This is a genomic window from Brevibacterium sp. OS20, assembly GCF_056837565.1.
On sequence record NZ_CM166367.1, the window covers coordinates 514,769 to 532,722 of the forward strand.

Consider the following 17,954-nt stretch of genomic DNA (forward strand, 5'->3'; position numbering starts at 1 on the left):
GGAACGGTCCGGCGCCGTACCGTCGGAGGAGATTGTTGAGGCGATTGTTGGGTCGATCCACGGTGTTCTGGAGGTCGAAAACACCGTGGATCGACCCAGCAATTCAGTCGGAAGGTACGGCGGGGCGGTCTTCGGCTGGCACGTCGCCGCCGGGCGCTATTCGCCGTCGACGACCTCGAGCTGGGTGAAGGTCAGTCCGGGGGAGTGGACATCGGCTGCGCGGCGGATGCGTTCGGCGGTGAGTTCGCTGATCGTAGGGAATTCGACTCCGCCACCAGCTGCCGTCACCACGGCCCGGGCCGTCTTCGACCGCAGCGGCTCCGGGGTCTGCACGAGCACGAACGACCGCGACCCCTGATCCCGTTCGTTCGCGGCCATCACGGCCTGCGCAGTGGTCCCGGACCCGGCGAAGAAGTCGAGGACGATGGCATCGGAGTCGAAGAATGTCTGCGAGGCTACGAGCGCCTTCACCAGCTCGACCGGCTTCGGGTAGCTGAACACTCCCGCCAGGCCCAGCGGCTCCAGATCGTTCTGCCCGCCGAGCGCCTTGATGATCGAGTACAGCTTCGAACTCGCCTTCTCCGCCGGGGTCACCCGCACCACCGCGTGCTTGCCCTCTGTGCCCCAGGGTCGCAGGATGTACTCGCCCGATTCCAGCTTCGCGTCCACCTCGGCGAGTTTACCCTCACCCTTGACGGCGACGATGTCCTCGTACATCAGCCGCCGCTCGGACCCGCGGGCATAGCGGCCGAAGCCGGCGCGCAGCACATCGGTCTCCACGAGCATCCGCCTGCCGTTGATGACCTCGAGCTTCGCCGGTGACTTCTTCTCTGTGAGGAACGGCCCGACCTGATTCGCATCGCGGGCCCACACGTGCACATAGTCGTGCCCGCGCACGAAGGAGCGGGCGTTGCCGCCGCCCTTCGCGCGCTGATGGATGAGCGTGCCCAGCGAATTGTCTTCACCGAAGATCTCGTGCCCGAGCAGCTGAGCCCACGCGCTCTCCTTGTCGTCGAGATGGAGGAAAAGCACCCCGTCCTCACGCATGAGCTCACGGGCGAGCAGCAGCCGCGGGGCCATGAATGACAGCCAACTGGCGTGATCGTGCCCGTGATCTTTGTAGGTGTGCGCGTTGCCCGTGTTGTACGGCGGATCGATGTAGACGACCTTGACCTGCCGGCGGTGCGTGGCCAGCAGGGCGGTCAGCGCGGGCAGATTGTCCCCGACGACGAGCAGATTCTCGTGTGGATCGGGAACGTGAGCGGTGCCGTCGACGTCCCACAGATGTGGACGACCATCACCGAGGTGGCCCTCCCGTTCAGGGCCACCGTCCACGAGGCGGCGACCGAGGTCGAAGGCGGCGGCCTTGCCGGTCCACTCCAAGACGGTCGTCATCCTTCTCCTTCATCCCGAACGGTGCCAAGATTGCTGTATGAGTATTTCACGAGTGGCCGTGGTCGGTGCCGGTATCCTCGGTGTCGCCGCCGCCCGCGAAGTCACCAAGCGGTTCCCCGACGCCGAGATCACCGTCTTCGACAAAGCTGAGAACGTCGCTGCACATCAGAGCGGTCACACCTCCGGAATCGTCGACTCCGGTCTCGGCCAGAAACCCGACTCGGCGGAGGCGAAGCTCACCCGCCGCGGCCTCGAGCTGCTCATTCCCTATATGGCTGAGGCAGGCGTTCCCTACCGGGAATGCGGGCAGCTGCTCATCGCCCAGAACACCGATGAGGCCGAACGCCTCGAAGAGATCTTCGCCCGCGCCAAAGACAACGAGGTTCCAGGCGCCAGACTGCTCGAGCGCCACGAGATCGGAGCAGTCGAACCGGCCGCCAGAGGAGTTCTCGGGCTCTTCTCACCCCATGCGGCCATCGCCGACTTCTCGGCGCTCACCGCAGCGCTCGCCTCCGATGTGCGCGCCGCCGGAGGGACATTCCGCTTCGGAACCGAGGTCACCGGATTCGACACCATGAGCAACGAAGTCCGACTGCGTGGGCGCCCGGTTCCGCCAGAAGAATCGCCGGCGGGGGAGGGAGCCCCAGCCGGAGAGTCCGATCAGGTCGACCGTGGTGCGAACACGGCCGGCGAACGGGGCGGGTCGGGCAAGGATGCCGTCGATGACCGCGACCGACGCGACGATCAGGTCCACGACCGCGACCAGCGCGACGATCAGGTCCATGACCGTCCGCGCACCTATCGCGGAGAAGAGGGCCGCGAACCCGTCATCGGCATTGCAGACGAGCTGCGCGATCGCTTCGGACAACAGGACTGGTTCAAACAGGCCGAATCGACGCTCGGCGAGTGGACGCAGAAGGTCTCCGACGCGTGGGCGAACCGCGACGGCTCACGCCTCGGCGACTCTGGCTCACGCACCGGTGGAACGCCCGGCGGCAGCGCGCGCAGCGAAGCGCCAGTTGAGGAAGTGCTCGGCACCTTCGACATCGTCATCGTCTGCGCTGGTCTCCAGGCCGATCGCCTCGCCGTCTCTGCGGGACTCGACGCCGAACCGAGGATCGTACCCTTCACCAGCGACTTCTACCGAAGCCCGGCCACCGACACCGAGGTGGTCCGCGGCATCATCGGGTCCGTTCCCGACCCGCAGTCCCCGTTCGCCGAAACCTCGATCGTCCGAGGACTCGACGACGGGCTCATCCTCGGACCGAACACCTTCGTCGCCCTCGGTCGCGAGTCCTATGATCGGCACGGATTCGACCTCGCCGACATCACATCGACCGCCCGGTCCAAGGGGTTCTGGAAGTTCGCCGCACAGACTGCGAAGACAGCGGCCCGCGGAGTGAAGCCTATTGTAAGCAAGACTGCTTTCGTCGACGGAATCCGCCGTTTCGTTCCCGAGCTCGACCAGAACGACGTGGCGCCCGGGGCCCGCGGTGTCCGAGCTCAGGCGATGACCGCCGAAGGCGAACTCATCGACGAACTCACCATGACCAGGCGCGGCAGGCTGACCGTGGTCAGGTCCGTGCCGAAGTGGGCGGCCACCTCGGCGCTGGCGATTGCTGAAACGATCGTCGATCGGGCCTTCGAGAACGCGGCCCGCTGAGATCGCCCCGCCGCGGACCGTGCCGCGCTGACGTTCCCAGCTGACCTGCACCGCCGCTCTGGGACGCAGACAGCTCCTATGGTAATTTAGCTTAGGCTAACCAAACTATGAGCGAAAGTGACGATGCCCGTGCCCGCGATTCGACCCGCCTCCACCTCGACGTCTCCGACATTGGCGGTCCGCCGGCGCCGATTGCCGGCACTGACCTTCGCGTTCGCCCTCGCGCTTACCGGGTGCGGGGGAGGCTCCGCCGACGGGACCGATGCAGAACGGGCGAGTGCAGGCAGCGTCGACGACGCCTTCGGCTCCGTTGACATCCGGAAGGCCGAACGCGTGGTCGCTCTCTCCGTCTCCGATGCGGACGCTGCTCTTTCCGTAGGTGTGGTCCCCGTGGCGATGACCGAAGCTCCGGTCGAACCCGTGATGCCGTGGGCGGAGGAGACGATCGATGAGCTCGGCGGCGACGATCCGGAGCTCTTCCACTGGTCGACCGAAGACACGATCCCATTCGAGGACATCGCAGCGTGGGAACCCGATCTGATCCTGGCGACCGGGACCATCATCGGCAAGGATACCCACGACCAGCTCAGCGAAATCGCGCCGACCCTGGGCACGGCCGAGGAGAATACCCCCGACAGCTGGCAGTCACAGGCCGAACGGGTCTCGACCGTTCTCGACGCGAAGGACCAGGGCGACAAAGCGATCGACACGGCGCAGACAGCGATCGACGATGCGGCAAAGGATCACCCGGACCTCACCGACAGGTCCTTCCTCGTCGCGCTCTTCCACAGCCCCGACGAGGTGGGAGTGCTGACCGATCGGGACTCGGCCACCGTCCAATTCTTCAGCGAACTCGGGCTGACGCTCGACCCCGTGGCTGACAAGATGGCCGACGGGTCGGTCCCCGACAGCCTGTCCCTGGAGAAGCTCGACGTCCTGCAGAGCGATATCCTCGTCGGTTACTTCCCCGATCCGGAGCTGCGGAAGAAGTACGACGGAGTCCCCACGTTCTCGAGCCTGCCAGCCGTTGAAGGCGGCCACTTCTACCAGCCGACCGATGAGGAATGGCGCGGGCTGCGCTCCGTCTCCGCGCTCGCGCTGCCCGAGATCGTCGGCCCCATCGCAGAGAAGCTCGACACGGCGGCGGTCGGATCATGACCGGGACCAGCGCGATCAATTCGTCGGCGGAGCAGACCGGTTCGGCCTCTGCCCTGTGCACCTGGACAGAGATCGGCCCGGACGAGAGCTGGAGGCTGCAGGTGGAACTTCCGGCCACAGCCATCCCCGCCGAGGCGGCTCCCGGAGACGAGCAGGAGATCTTCGTCGACCTCAACGGAGTCACCGACCGACGGAATGTGCCCGGCGGGATCATGACCCGGCGCCCTGCCCGGGACGAGGGCGGCGACAGTGCCGACGGTGCCGACGCGACGAGGTATTCGATCGAGCTGCCGGTTCCGCGAGGGTATCGCGGGGCGCTTCGCTTCCTGCCCGTGCCACGAGGACTCCAAGTTGCCGACCGTCCGACATGGCTCGATGTCCTCGAACGGGGGTTCGTCCCCGCCGGTGACCATGATCTGCTCACGATCACGGACATGCGCAGGAAACAGGTCCTCGAGCTCGCCGCACCCGATGCCCGGCCCCTGATCTGGACCGGTGGGGACCGGCCGGCGACCGACTCCCGCAGCGGGGCAGGCGAAGGTCGGACCGACGTCGACGAACAGGTCATCACCCTCGGTTCCGCGCCGAGGCGGATCTGGACCCACCGGCCGCAGCGAGGTCCCGCCTCGGCGCCGGTGCTCGTCGTCTTCGACGGGGAGAGGTTCATCCGCGGGGGACTGCTCGCAGCGATCGACGAGCTGGTGTCCCCGCCGTCAGCGGTCATCGCCATCGACCATGCACCCGTCGTGGACGCCGGCCCCGACGAGGACGCGGCCGTCGGCCAGCGCGCCGACGACCTCGTGATGAACTCTCGGTTCTGCGACGACGTGCTCGCGCTAGTTCGTCAGATGGCGCCGGAGGTCTCGGCCCGCACGATCGTCGCGGGCGCCTCCTACGGCGGACTGGCCGCGGCGTACTTCTCCCTGCGGCACCCGGAAGCGTTCCGCGGGATCTGCCTTTCGCCGTCGTTCTGGGAATCCGACGATCAGGGGCGCAGGATCTGGGATCTCGCGCCGAGCAGCACCGACGACGGTCCGGACGGACGCGCAGGGGCGCCGGAGTCTCGGACGGTGGAAACCCGGCCGGCGACCGCCGCAGATCCGACGTTCAGTGTCGACCACGGGATCCTCGAGACTGTCATTGCGGACTCTGTCGCCGAGGCGACCGAGGAGTTCGCGGCTCGCGGCATCGACTTCGTGCCCCGACCGTTCGTGGGCGGGCACGAGTATCTGTGGTGGCGCGAACTCATGCTCGTCCGCCTGGCCGAAGTCCTGGCGGAATGACCCAAACGTCAGTCAACGTGGGTCGGGGAGCACCCGAAGTGGGGGAGCCGCCTCGGCGAGGGTTTTCTGCACCGTCGATCGATGTCGACGATCAGTCGGAATGGCGTTCGAGGAACTCGTAGACCTCGGTGTCGTCGACGCCGGGAACCGCTCCGGGCGGGACCGCGGCGAGTAGGGAGGCGTGCATGCGGGCCGACGGCAGCGCCTGATCCTCCCATTTCTCGGCCAGGTCATCCGGGGCCTGCCGGCAGCAGGACGGATCCGGGCATCCGGACTGCGAGCGGATCGGTGACTCCCGTCCTTCGAACCAGCGGACGTGGGAGAACGGGACGCCGACGCTGATGGCGTAGTCGCCGCCGGGCAGCACCCGGGCGGTGCACCAGAAGGATCCGTGCGGGGTATCCGTGTACTGGTAGTAGGGGCTGAAGCGGTCGGCGACGCGGAAGACGGTGCGCGATGTGAAGCGTTTGCACGCGAACTGTCCCTCGATCGCGCCGAGCGGATCGGTGGGGAACGGCAACCCGTCGTTCGAGTACGCCTTGTGGATCGTGCCGGAATTGTGGACCTTCATGAAGTGCACGGGCAGTCCGAGATGCTCGGTGGCGAGGTTCGTGAACCTGTGGGCGGCCATCTCGTAGCCGACGCCGAACATATCGCGCAGATGCTCGACGGAGAGCACCCGCTTCTTCTTCTCCTCCTCGAGCATCGGCACGGCAGCGGACTCGGGCAGCAGGATCGCGGCCGCCAGATAGTTCGCCTCGACGCGCTGCTGGAGGAATTCGTGGAAGTCCTTCGGGGAGTCATAGCCGAGCACATGCGGAGCGAGGCTCATGAGCAGGTGCGACCGCGGATCGAATGCGGCATCGGCATTGGGAAGATACAGCCGCTTGTTCGCAGTATCCGAGATCGACCGGGTCGATTCGGGCAGGTCGGAGACGTAGTGGAGGCTGAAGCCGAGCTTCTCGGCGATGAGTGCCGTCTGCCGCTGTGACACCGTTCCGGATTCGTAGCCGACGAGGTCGAGCAACTCGGCGGCGGTGGCCTCGAGGTCGGCGAAGTAGTTGTTCTTCTCCTTCATCCGTTCCCGCAGCTCCCGGTTGGCCCGCCTGGCCTCCTCCGGCGTGGCCGCCCGCCGTTCCAGGGCCTCGCCGAGCTGTCGCTGGAGACCCACGATCGCCTCGAGGGCATCGGCCGGCAGCGACTTGATCCGCACCTGCGGCAGGCCGAGGGCAGAGTACATGGGGGAGGCCTGATTGCGTTCGGCCTCCAACTCCAGGGCCTGTCGTTCGTCGATCGGAGCGGGGTCGATGAGCTCGGAGACGTCCGTCTTCAGCGCCTTCGCGATCGCGGCCAGGAGCGTGACAGAAGTTTCTCGCTTGCCGTTCTCGATCGTTGAGATCTGCGAGGCCGCGCGCCCCACTTCCTGCCCCACCTCGTTGAGGGTCAAACCGCGCTTCTTACGAAAAAAGCGGATTCTTCTGCCGATGCTGAGCGGGTCGGTCTGCTGTTCTTCGCTCTCAACTTCCGCGCCAACGCTGTTCAAGGCGCCTCCCTCAGTTTCTGTGTGCTGGTTCACATCGCTGAAAAACAGTATGACAGAACGGCGAAATTTCTGAAACCGGAAATATCGAGATTATTCATCAGGAAATTCGATGCGAGAGCCCTTGCGGTCCCCGCAGACTGGATACATCAACAACCCCGAGAGATCGAGAAAGAGAAGGACAATGACTGAGAACACCACGCAGAACAGCTTGCACGATGCTGAAGCCATCCGCCGCGACTGGGCCACCAACGCCCGTTGGTCGGGAATCGCTCGCGACTACGAGCCCGAGGATGTCGTCAAACTGCGCGGTTCGCTGATCGAGGAGCACACGCTGGCCCGCCACGGAGCCGAGCGCCTCTGGAACCAGATCACCGCCGGCGATATCCACTCCGGTGACTACGTCAACGCCCTCGGCGCGCTGACCGGCAACCAGGCGGTCGAGCAGGTCAAGGCCGGCCTCAACGCCATCTACCTCTCCGGTTGGCAGGTCGCCGCCGACGCGAACGCTGCTGGCCAGACCTACCCCGACCAGTCGATCTACCCGGCCAACTCGGTGCCGCAGGTCGTCCGCCGCATCAACAACGCTCTGATGCGCGCCGACCAGATCGAGACCTCAGAAGGCAACAAGCAGGTCGATGACTGGTTCGCTCCGATCGTCGCTGACGCGGAAGCAGGCTTCGGCGGCACGATCAACGTCTACGAGCTCATGCGCTCGATGATCGCCGCCGGCGCAGCCGGTGTGCACTTCGAGGACCAGCTCGGCTCCGAGAAGAAGTGCGGCCACCTCGGCGGCAAGGTCCTCGTTCCGACCTCGCAGCACATCCGCACCCTCAACGCCGCCCGCCTCGCGGCCGACGTCGAGAACGTGCCCAGCCTCGTCATCGCCCGCACCGACGCCGAGGCCGCCACGCTGATGACCTCGGACATCGACGAGCGCGACCAGCAGTTCGTCACCGGTGAGCGCACCGCCGAAGGCTTCTACAAGATCACGAACGGACTCGAAGCCGGCATCGCCCGCGGACTGTCCTACGCTCCGTACGCTGATCTGCTGTGGATGGAGACTTCGACGCCCGACCTCGAAGCTGCGAAGAAGTTCGCCGAGGCGATCCACGCCGAGTACCCGGACCAGATGCTGTCCTACAACTGCTCGCCGTCGTTCAACTGGCGCAAGCACCTCGACGATGCGACCATCGCGAAGTTCCAGCGCGAGCTCGGAGCCATGGGCTACAAGTTCCAGTTCATCACCCTGGCCGGCTTCCACGCGCTCAACTACTCGATGTTCGATCTGGCTCACGGCTACGCCCGCGAACAGATGAAGGCATACGTCGACCTGCAGGAACGCGAGTTCGCAGCCGAAGAACGCGGATACACCGCGACCCGCCACCAGCGCGAGGTCGGCACCGGATACTTCGACCTGGTTTCGACCGCGGTCAACCCGGAGTCCTCGACCACCGCGCTGGCCGGCTCCACCGAAACCGCTCAGTTCCACTGAGCCGCACCGGGTTCACGCCCCACTGACCAGCGGGGATGAACCCACCTAGAACCCGGGGCGGATCGGCAGTGTTTTCACGGGGTTTACATTGTCGATCCGCTCCGTCACACCACAGACGAATCGAAACCCCGCCACGATCCCAACGCACGGCTCACGACTTACGGCAGAGCCGCCTCGGCGAGGATCACCCACAGAACCAGCCACACATTCCAGGCACACACTACGACGGGTGAGGAGAAGCCCATGTCTTACATCAAGATCAACGCGCCGCTCGAAACCGGCTTCGGCACCGTCCTTTCGGAGCCTGCTCTGACGTTCATCGCCAAGCTGCACGACGAGTTCGCCGGCACCATCTGCGACGTGCTGCGCACGCGCCGGGCCCGCGCGGCCGAGATGAACGGCGGAACCCTCCCCCGTTTCAAGCCCGAGACCGCGCGCATCCGCGCCGACCGCTCCTGGTCGGTCGCCGGATCCGCCGGCGCCCCCGGCCTCGAAGACCGCCGCGTGGAGCTCACCGGCCCGGTCACCGAGGATGAGGTCGTGGCGGCGCTGAACTCGCAGGCGAAGGTGTGGCTGGCCGATCTCGAAGACGCCACGAGCCCCACCTGGGCCAATGTCATCGGCGGACAGGTCAACCTCTTCCGCGCCATCCGCGGACAGCTGCCCGGCGTCAACAACGACAACCAGCCGACCATCGGACTGCGCCCCCGCGGTTGGCACCTGCCCGAGAAGCACCTGATCTACGTCGATGACAACGGCCAGGAGTTCTCGACCTCCGGTGCTCTCGTCGACTTCGGTCTGTACTTCTTCCACAACGCCCGCCACCTCATCGACAACGGCTCCGGCCCGTACTTCTACCTGCCGAAGCTCGAGTCCTCGCAGGAAGCACGCCTGTGGAACAAGGTGTTCGTCCTGGCGCAGAACATGCTGGGCATCCCGCACGGCACCATCCGGGCCACCGCTCACATCGAGACGATCACCGCGGTGTTCCAGATGGAAGAGATCCTCTTCGAGCTGCGCGAGCACTGCGCAGGCCTCGAGGCCGCCGGTTGGGACTACCTGTTCTCCGTGGTGAAGAACCTGCGCAACACCACCGACTACGTTCTGCCCGACCGTGAGCGTCTGACGATGGACCTGCCGCTGATGAAGGCGTTCACCGACCGCCTCGTGGCCACCTGCCACCGTCGCGGAGCACACGCGATCGGCACGATGTCCAACCTCATGGCCGATCACCCGGACCAGGAATTCGTGGCCGCCGAGTTCGAGCGCATGCGAGAGGACAAGGCCCGCGAGGCCTGGCAGGGCTTCGACGGCACCTGGGTGGCCGACCCGGCACTGGTTCCGGCGGCTCTGGCCGTGTTCGACGCCGCCCTGGGTTCGCAGCCGCACCAGCTGGAGAACAAGCGCCCCGATGTGCAGGTGACCAGCGAGAACATCCTCGACATCACCGGCCTCGAACCGGTCGTGACCGAAGAGGGTGTGCGGGTGAACATCCGCGTGGCCATCGGGTACATCAACGTTTGGCTCGGCGGCAACGGGCACGTGGCTCTGGAGAACCAGCTCGAAGACGTGTCGACGGCTGAGATCTGTCGCTCGCAGATCTGGCAGTGGATCCGCCACGAGGTGACTCTGGACAACGGGCAGCAGCTGACCTCGCGTCTGGTGGAGCGCTACCTCGGCGAGGAGCTGGCTCTGATGGAGCGCACCGCCGACGATCACTTCGATGAGGCCGTGGAGATCTTCCGCGAGACGGCAATGGGCGAGGAGTTCGCCGAGTTCCTCACCATGCCGGCCTACACCGACCACCTGGTCGACCGGGTGTCCAAGGCCAGCGAAGCCTTCGTCGCCTAACAATTGCTACCTGACGGCGGCCCAGCAACCTCGCGCGAGGTTGCTGGGCCGCCGTCAGGTAGTTTTGGGTGGGATCGTGTGGGGACTCAGCTCCAGTCCATGCCCTCGGGCGGCCACGGTTCGCCGTCCGCCTGAGCGTTGAGCTGGTAGGCGATCGCGCCGTCGATCGATTCGCGGATGATGTCAGCGTGGCCGGCGTGGCGGGCGATCTCGGTGGCCAGGTGCCACAGGATCCAGCGCACCGTCATCGTGAAATCGTTGGGCATCCACGGGTTGTACGGCATCGGAACTTCGGTGCCGAGGTCGGTCCCCGCGTCGTCGACTGCGGCCCTCGCGTCCTCGATCCCGTCGATGACCTTGTCGAAGATTGCGACCGCCTCGGTGATGTCGAGGTCGGGGAGAGCGGACCCGTCGAACATCGCTGTCAGCCCCAACTTCTCGTTGACCGTCCGGTAGTCATCCTCGCCGACCTCTCGCGTCGGGTCCTTGACTTGAATGAGCCAGTTATTGACCACCTGGGCTCCGTGAACGATGAGGCCGGCGATACTCAAACCACTGGCCGTCGGCGTGCTGCGGGCCTGCTCATCGGTCAGGCCCTGCGCCGTGAGCTTGAGCTGGGTGCACTGCTGGGTGAGGTAGGTGAACGCGGCGTCGGCTTCGCTCGTGACGGAAGGGGTGAAGAACGGCATGATCTCTCCTTTGCAATGTCCGCCGCGGCCGGATGGCTGAAGCGGTGATCCTATCGTCAGGTGCTATGCGGACATATACTGTCCGCATCAATAAGTCGGGCGAAAGTTTCTCATTCGGAGGTGGAATGCGGTCGGAGACGCGACTCTTGAGCCTGCTCGGACTGTTCGCATCCGGCAGGAGCTGCACTGCCCTCGAGCTCGCCGCCCGCTTCGACGTCACCCCACGTACCATCCGTCGAGATATCGCCGAGTTGCGCGATCTCGGCTACATCATCTCCTCGGCACCGGGCCTGACCGGGGGCTATCGCGCCGAATCGCGGACGGTGCTGCCGCCTCTGCAGCTCGAGGCAGGCGAGGCGCTGGCCACCGCGGTCGGCCTGGCACTCCTGCGCGGGGCCGGCCTGGACACCGAACACGCGGAATCGGCGACGACGAAGCTGCAGACGATGCTCCCGGCCGCGATGCGCGCGACCGTCGCCGAAATCTCGACGGCTGTGTCAGTGTCCGAAGGCCACGCACCCGGAGTCGACATCAGCGCGGTCATCACGCTCGCCTCGGCGATCAATGCGTCGACGATCGCGACTTTCGATTATCGGAAGATGCAGCGCACTGCCGTCGACGACCCCACCGTCACGGGCCCGGCCGGCGCCCTGACCACCGACGCGTCCGGCACTGCGATTGCCGAAGCGTCCCCCGGCCCGACTGGCGACCACCCCTCGACGCCCCGCCGCGTTGAACCGATCCGTCTCGTCGTCTTCGGCGCGCACTGGTACCTCTTCGCCTTCGACCTCGACCGCGATGACCATCGGGTCTTCCGCCTCGACCGGATGAGCCGGGTTCACGCGACGACATTGAGCATCACCCCACGTGAGCACCCCGACGCCGAGGCGGCTGTGTCCGCAGCCGTGACCACCACCGCGTATCCGCACACCGTCGTTCTGCGCACGGCCGCCTCGGCGCGGGAAGCGAAGGAATGGTTCCCCACCCGGAGCGCCACCATCACCGAGGCGGCCGATGGTGTGCGCATCACCTGCGGATTCTGGGACCTCAGATGGGTCGCGGCCACCCTTGCGTCCATCCCCGCCGAGATCGAAGTGCTCCACCCACCTGAGCTCATCGACGCCCTGCGCGACCACGCAGAGAGAGCGCAAGCGGTCGTCGAAGCATCAATTACTACCTGACGGCGGCCCAGCAACCTCGCGCGAGGTTGCTGGGCCGCCGTCAGGTAGCAATTGGGGCAATGGGGGTTGCGGGGTGCTGACCGAAGCGTGATCCCGAAGTGAACGAATCATGGATGAGTCCATATACTGGGGGCCATGACGATTCTCATTGGCTACCTACCCGCTCCCGAGGGTGAGGCTGCTCTGCGTGCGGGATTAGCAGAGGCCAAACTGCGGTCGAGCGCTGCCGTCGTGATCAACTCACAGCGACGAGGTGCCAGTGGAGCTCCGACCGAGATCGGGGAAGACGAGATCAAGCGGATCGTCGACCTCGGCAAGGAATCGGACGTCGACGTCGAGGTGCTCCAACCCGATCACGAAGACGATCTGCCCGGCACACTCAACGACCTCGCCGAGGAGTACGAAGCCCAGCTCATCGTCATCGGCCTGCGCAAACGCTCAGCGATCGGGAAGTTCATCCTCGGCTCGCAGGCACAGCGTATCCTCCTCGAAGCCGAGGTCCCGGTGCTGACGGCCAAGGCCTGAAACCTCGCCGAGGCGGCCCTGACCTCGGCATCATCGCCGCGGTTGGAGCCCCCATCCCCAGGCGAGGAGCTCGGCCAACGACACGCCCTCGGTGTCGCTGAGATCCGTGATCTGCGTGCGGCACGAATACCCGTCGGCAAGAACGACCTGCAACCGGTCGTCCGCACCCGTATCCGTCGCCTGATTCGGCGACACATCTGTACCGGACTCAGTCGCACGATTCGGCGACGCACCTGTACCGGAGCTGGTCCGAGGCTCCGCGCCGGCGGCCCGTCCCCGCTTGCGCAGCGCCGGCAGCAGAGCCACCTCGGCGACGGCGACCGAGGTCTCGAAATGGCCGTCTTCGACGCCGAAGTTCCCGGCCAGACCGCAGCACCCGCCGAGGAACTCCGTGTCCGCTCCCGCCCTGGCCAGCAGCTCCTTATCGGCCGCGTTGCCGAAGATCGCCGACTGGTGACAATGCGGCTGCACGAGCGCCTCGACGCCGGACAGGTCCGGCAGCTCGGCGCCGATGCTCAGCAGATACTGGGCCAGCGTCTGCACCCGGTCGGCCACTCGGTGCGACGCCTCGTCGGCGACGAGTTTGAGCGAATCGTCCTTCAGCGTCGCCAAGCACGAGGGTTCGACTCCGATGATCGGCACATCGTCGGTGGCGTCGAGAGCCGTGATCGTCTCCGAGAGATTCACCTTCGCGGCATCGAGCTGACCGGTGGAGATGAGCGGCAGCCCGCAGCACACGGTCTGATCGATCACCCGCACACGCACACCGGCCTGCTCGAGCACCGCGACGGCCGCGGCGAGGATGCGCGGAGCGAAATGGTTCGACCAGGAATCGGCGAACAGCACGACTTCTGCATTCGGCCGCAGCGAAGCCGCGGCCGGTGACTCGGCATTCGCACGCGACTTCGGTGCCGCCTCGGCGGTGGTGGTCCACCATTTCCTGAACGTCGTGGACGCGAACTGCGGGATCGAGCGACGAACGTCGATGCCGGCCATCTTCTTCGCCAGGGCGGTCAGCCCAGGCAGCCCCGACACCCGGTTGACGACAGGTGCGAGCGGGGTGACCAGGCGGGCGAGCTGTGGGAGGAACCCGAGCGAATAGTGCTTCATTGGCCGCAGCCGTCCCTGATAGGACTGGTGCAGGACCTCGGCCTTATAGGTGGACATGTCCGTGCCGGTCGGGCACTCCGTCCCGCAGGCCTTGCACGACAGACACAGGTCGAGGGCTTCGTGTACCTCGGGGGAGTCCCAGCGCGGCTCGAGCAGATCCCCGGACACCATCTCCTGCAGCACGCGTGCGCGCCCTCGAGTCGAATGCCGCTCGTCCCGGGTGGCCTGATACGACGGGCACATGATGCCGCCGCCGGCCGCCGAATCCGCACGGCATTTGCCAACCCCGGTGCACCGGTGCACCGCCGAGGCGAAACCGGCGGACTCGCCTTCATAGGCCATCGCCAGAGTGCCGGGCAGCTCTTGGCGCAGCGGCAGCTGAGTCAGGCGGATCGATTCGTCGAGGGCGTCGGGATCGACGATGACCCCCGGATTGAGCAGATGCTGAGGATCGAAGAGGCGTTTGACCTGGGCAAACAGATCGAGTGCCGCCGGAGTGTACATGAGCCGCAGCAGTTCGGAGCGCGCCCGACCGTCCCCGTGCTCCCCGGAGACCGACCCGCCGTAGCGGGCGACGAGCTTCGTGGCCGCGACCATGAAATCGCGCATCACCTGCCCGCCGTTCGGATCCTCGAGCGGGAAGTCCACGCGCATGTGCAGGCAGCCATCACCGAAGTGCCCATAGGGAATGGCCCACAGCCTGTGCTCCTCGAGCAGCTCCATGAGATCGTGCAGATAGTCGCCGAGGTGGTCCACCGGAACCGCTGAATCCTCCCACCCAGCGTGGGCGTCGCGGCCATCGGGGGTGCGTGAGACCAGTCCGGCGCCATCGGCGCGGATGGCCCACACCTCGGCGGCCGCCCGGGCGTTCAGGACCGCGGAGTCGAGTGACTTCGACTCGGAGATGAGGCGCTGAGTCTCGGTCTTGAGCGCGGACTCGTCCTCACCGGTGAGTTCGACGACGAGCCAGCCCGCGCCCTCCGGTAGGGCGGGGACCGCCTCGGCGCCCTTGGTGTCGATGACCCGGTCGAGCATGCGCGAATCGAGCCCCTCGCAGGCGGCGACGGGGAAGTCCTTCAGCAGCGGCGCATCGTGGGCGGCGGCGACCATGTCCGCGTAGCCGAGGACGACCGCCGAGGTGAAGCTCGGATCCTTGACCAGGCGCATCTTCGCCGCCAGGATGACACCCCAGGTGCCCTCGGTGCCGGCGAAGGCGCGCCGGACGTCGAAGCCGTTCTCCGGGAGGAGTGACTCGAGCCCGTACCCGGAGACCTGGCGGGAGAATGTGCCGAAGTTCGTGCGGATGGTGCCGAGGTTCTGTGCCACGAGTTCGTGCAGCCGCGGGAACGTCGTGGAAGCGTCCGAGTCATCGAGGGTGACGACGGTGCCGTCGATGAGCATGATCTTCAGTGCCAGGATATTGTCGCCCGTGCGGCCGTAGCCCAAAGCTCGCGGGCCGCAGGCATTGTTGCCGATCATCCCGCCGATCGTGCAGCGGGTGTGGGTGGACGGGTCCGGGCCGAAGCGCAGACCGTGTGGTTTGGCCTGTTTCTGGAGATGAGCGTGGACGCAGCCGGACTGCACCCAGGCCGACTGTTCCTCCGGGTCGAGGTCGAGAACCGCGTTCATATGGAGAGAGAAGTCGAGGACGATGCCGCGGCCGATGGCATTGCCGGCGATCGATGTGCCGGCGCCACGGCTGGTGATCGGCACGCCGAGGCGGCGGGCAACGGAGAGGACCCGCGCCACTTCGTCTTCGTCGTGAGGAAAGACGATGGCGGCAGGGACGAGCCGGAAGAGCGAAGCGTCGGAGGAGTATGCGGCGCGATCGGTGTCGTCGATGCTGAAATCACGGATGCCCGCGGTGCGGAACTGTTCGGCGAGTGCGGTGGGAAGCGCTGTCTGGGACTCGTCTTCGTCGACGGTCGCCCGATTCGCTCCAGTGGGATGGGCCATAGTCGTCATGTCCGCATTGTGCCACTTGGGTTGCCGGAACACCGATATCTTCCACGGCGGGGATGGCGAGCGAGAGTCATCGTCCAGGATCAGGGAAAGTTATGCGTTCGTTATCTCACGTGCTCAGAACGGTGCTACTCAGTAGCCTGAGTTCCTATATTCGGGAATTCTTGGCGTCTTGACATATTCGTGGTATCTAATGGGACTACACCAATTCGTGGCAACGGGCCACTACATGAATGCAAGGGAAGAAACCATGTCTCGTCGAGCTCGTGAATTGACAGTTGATCAGACTGCATTAGTCGGAGTCGTCCGAAAGGTCGCACGGCAGCGTTCGAAAATCAACACCGACTATGTGATGGCGATTCTGCGCGCCCGCGAAGAAGGCGCGACCTTCGGTGCGATCGCCGAGGCGGCCGGCACCTCCTCGCAGGCCGTTCAGGAGATCGTGCGCAGGCACGGACCGGTCAAGCGCAGCGAGCCGAAAGCCGGAGTCGCCGACCCCGCCTGACCCCAGAGAACACAGGGGCAGAACGACATTTGCCGGTCCCCTCTGTGCTCGCACTTCCCTCGCAGATACCAGGGCGGTGATCCATGCTCGATATGGATCACCGCCCTTGTGCGATTCATGGACGTTTTCTGACGATTCCGTGACCGAATCTTCGCGGAGCCGGAAGCAGGGAATTGCATGAACGGAGGCAACAGGGCTGATGGGCTGAGAAAGCCTTCAGAAAGATTCTGCCCTGCGTGCGGAAATCGCATCACGATTCGACTCTTCGACTGTTTCTGAAATATCAGATGCCGAAGTTCCCTGGCGACAACCTCAGGTGCGTTTCCAGTTCGGCGGAAAAGCCGTCCAATCGGAGTTCCCGACCTCCTCGGGCAGCTTAGATACAAGAAGTACATATTCGCCGGTGTATTGCAGTCTTGTTACACACGACGCGGACCTGGGCGGTTCCCGGCCGGCGGCGGACACCCGGGCGAGATGCGGAGAGGGTTGTCTAGAGTGGCCGTATGAACTCCGAGCTCGAATCGCTGCCCGCTGAGATCGCTGACCACTCTCTGATCCGCATCGCCTCCGACCTCTCACTCATCGCGTGGGAGCAGATGCTCGCCTGGAGGCCGCTGCTCGGCGCGAGCCTCGACGCCAGTGTCGTCGACACGAAGACCTCGCCGAATGACCTCGTCACTCGCGCCGATGCGCAGATCGAGGCGCTTGTGCGCGGCTACCTCAACCGAGTCAGGCCCCATGACCTCGTGGTCGGCGAAGAGGGTTCTGAAGCCCTCGATCCGGTCGAATTCTTCCCGGCGGACTTCCTGCTCAAACTCAACGCCTTCGATCCGGAGGTCGGTGCACTTAACGAGGCTGCTGACGAGGGTCCGCGTCTGGAATGGCATGTCGACCCGATCGACGGCACCGTCAACTATGTCCGCAACATCGAACACCACGCGTTCTCCGTCGGAGTCTGCGCGGCCGCAGCTGAGGCTGCTGCCGGCCGCGGTCTCGGCGACTGGCAGATCGGACTCGTCGCATCGCCGGGATTGAATGCCACATGGCTGGCAGCTGCCGGTTGCGGTGCCTTTCGGGTCGACGGACGCTTGGCCGACCATCGCAAGGCCGGCTCCGCCGTTCCGGCGCGACGACTGCACGGGACTCCGCCCGGGCTGTCCGGCAGGCTCCTGGCCACCGGATTCGCCTATGCCCTGAGCAACCGCGGCGCCCAATTGGCCAAGCTCGACGACCTCATGACCGGCTACGACGATATCCGCCGCTGCGGATCGGCGGCACTCGACCTGTGCATGGTCGCCGAAGGTCGGGTCAACGGCTACGCCGAACGCGGACTGGGCATCTACGACTACGCCGGTGGGGCAGTTATCGTCGAAGAGGCCGGACTCAAGGTCAGTCGCGGAGGATCCGGCGGACCGACCGCCGCCGCCGACACTCAGGAAGAAGTCGACCGCCTCATCGCCGCCATCTGATCTGAGGTCCACCGCGCGACCACCCCATCACACGACCACCCAGCCCTCACTTCAGATGTGATGCAGATAACGTCATACTTTTTTGCCTTTATTTTCAAAGCATAGGCTAAGCTTACTTTCAGTGTGCG

At 65.5% G+C, this 17,954-nt stretch carries 13 protein-coding genes; 9 read left to right on the top strand and 4 right to left on the bottom strand.

What is annotated here, in order from left to right; translation table 11 throughout:
* Window positions 1-156: 156 nt before the first annotated feature.
* Window positions 157-1,395, bottom strand: a complete 1,239-nt coding sequence (locus ACVZTU_RS02245) for a site-specific DNA-methyltransferase (protein ID WP_181271265.1) — start codon at window positions 1,393-1,395, stop codon at window positions 157-159.
* 37 nt (window positions 1,396-1,432) lie between these two features.
* On the opposite strand from ACVZTU_RS02245, the gene ACVZTU_RS02250 reads away from it, so the two are divergent.
* The 3 genes from ACVZTU_RS02250 to ACVZTU_RS02260 all read left to right on the top strand — a co-directional run bounded on the left by ACVZTU_RS02250 (window position 1,433) and on the right by ACVZTU_RS02260 (window position 5,499).
* Entirely contained in the window at window positions 1,433-3,058 is a 1,626-nt protein-coding gene (locus tag ACVZTU_RS02250; RefSeq protein WP_219922295.1) for an FAD-dependent oxidoreductase, read from the top strand.
* Window positions 3,059-3,181: 123 nt separating this feature from the next.
* Window positions 3,182-4,216, top strand: coding sequence for an ABC transporter substrate-binding protein (locus ACVZTU_RS02255; RefSeq protein ID WP_482401736.1), 1,035 nt, complete (start codon window positions 3,182-3,184; stop codon window positions 4,214-4,216).
* On the top strand, window positions 4,213-5,499 hold the full coding sequence (locus ACVZTU_RS02260) for an alpha/beta hydrolase (protein ID WP_180345652.1): 1,287 nt from the start codon (window positions 4,213-4,215) through the stop codon (window positions 5,497-5,499). The genes ACVZTU_RS02255 and ACVZTU_RS02260 overlap by 4 nt, the downstream gene beginning before the upstream one ends.
* 91 nt (window positions 5,500-5,590) lie before the next feature.
* Here ACVZTU_RS02260 and ACVZTU_RS02265 read toward each other — a convergent pair whose 3' ends face one another.
* Window positions 5,591-6,985: a helix-turn-helix domain-containing protein gene (locus tag ACVZTU_RS02265; protein ID WP_482401737.1), complete on the bottom strand. Its 1,395-nt coding sequence runs from the start codon at window positions 6,983-6,985 to the stop codon at window positions 5,591-5,593.
* A 238-nt stretch (window positions 6,986-7,223) separates the two neighbouring features.
* On the opposite strand from ACVZTU_RS02265, the gene aceA reads away from it, so the two are divergent.
* Entirely contained in the window at window positions 7,224-8,534 is a 1,311-nt protein-coding gene (aceA, locus tag ACVZTU_RS02270; protein ID WP_172172442.1) for an isocitrate lyase, read from the top strand.
* A gap of 243 nt (window positions 8,535-8,777) precedes the next feature.
* Window positions 8,778-10,385, top strand: a complete 1,608-nt coding sequence (aceB, locus tag ACVZTU_RS02275; protein ID WP_139469395.1) for a malate synthase A — start codon at window positions 8,778-8,780, stop codon at window positions 10,383-10,385.
* Window positions 10,386-10,471: 86 nt separating this feature from the next.
* On the opposite strand, the gene ACVZTU_RS02280 is transcribed toward aceB, so the two are convergent.
* A complete protein-coding gene (locus tag ACVZTU_RS02280) occupies window positions 10,472-11,074 on the bottom strand; it encodes a mycothiol transferase (protein ID WP_139469394.1) in 603 nt (200 codons plus the stop codon).
* 146 nt (window positions 11,075-11,220) lie between these two features.
* Here ACVZTU_RS02280 and ACVZTU_RS02285 point away from each other — a divergent pair, with 146 nt between their 5' ends.
* Both ACVZTU_RS02285 and ACVZTU_RS02290 read left to right on the top strand, forming a co-directional pair.
* Window positions 11,221-12,255, top strand: a complete 1,035-nt coding sequence (locus tag ACVZTU_RS02285; RefSeq protein ID WP_482401288.1) for a helix-turn-helix transcriptional regulator — start codon at window positions 11,221-11,223, stop codon at window positions 12,253-12,255.
* A 135-nt stretch (window positions 12,256-12,390) separates the two neighbouring features.
* Window positions 12,391-12,780 carry a universal stress protein gene (locus ACVZTU_RS02290; RefSeq protein WP_139470383.1) on the top strand — a complete coding sequence of 130 codons (390 nt, stop codon included), beginning with the start codon at window positions 12,391-12,393 and terminating at the stop codon, window positions 12,778-12,780.
* A 30-nt stretch (window positions 12,781-12,810) separates the two neighbouring features.
* Here ACVZTU_RS02290 and ACVZTU_RS02295 read toward each other — a convergent pair whose 3' ends face one another.
* Window positions 12,811-15,846 (bottom strand): FAD-binding and (Fe-S)-binding domain-containing protein, encoded by a 3,036-nt coding sequence (locus ACVZTU_RS02295; protein WP_482401738.1) that lies wholly within the window; start codon window positions 15,844-15,846, stop codon window positions 12,811-12,813.
* A gap of 358 nt (window positions 15,847-16,204) precedes the next feature.
* On the opposite strand from ACVZTU_RS02295, the gene ACVZTU_RS02300 reads away from it, so the two are divergent.
* Entirely contained in the window at window positions 16,205-16,357 is a 153-nt protein-coding gene (locus ACVZTU_RS02300) for a hypothetical protein (RefSeq protein ID WP_164742748.1), read from the top strand.
* 503 nt (window positions 16,358-16,860) lie between these two features.
* Complete coding sequence (locus ACVZTU_RS02305) at window positions 16,861-17,826, top strand: inositol monophosphatase family protein (RefSeq protein WP_482401289.1); 966 nt, start codon at window positions 16,861-16,863, stop codon at window positions 17,824-17,826.
* The last annotated feature ends 128 nt before the right edge of the window (window positions 17,827-17,954 follow it).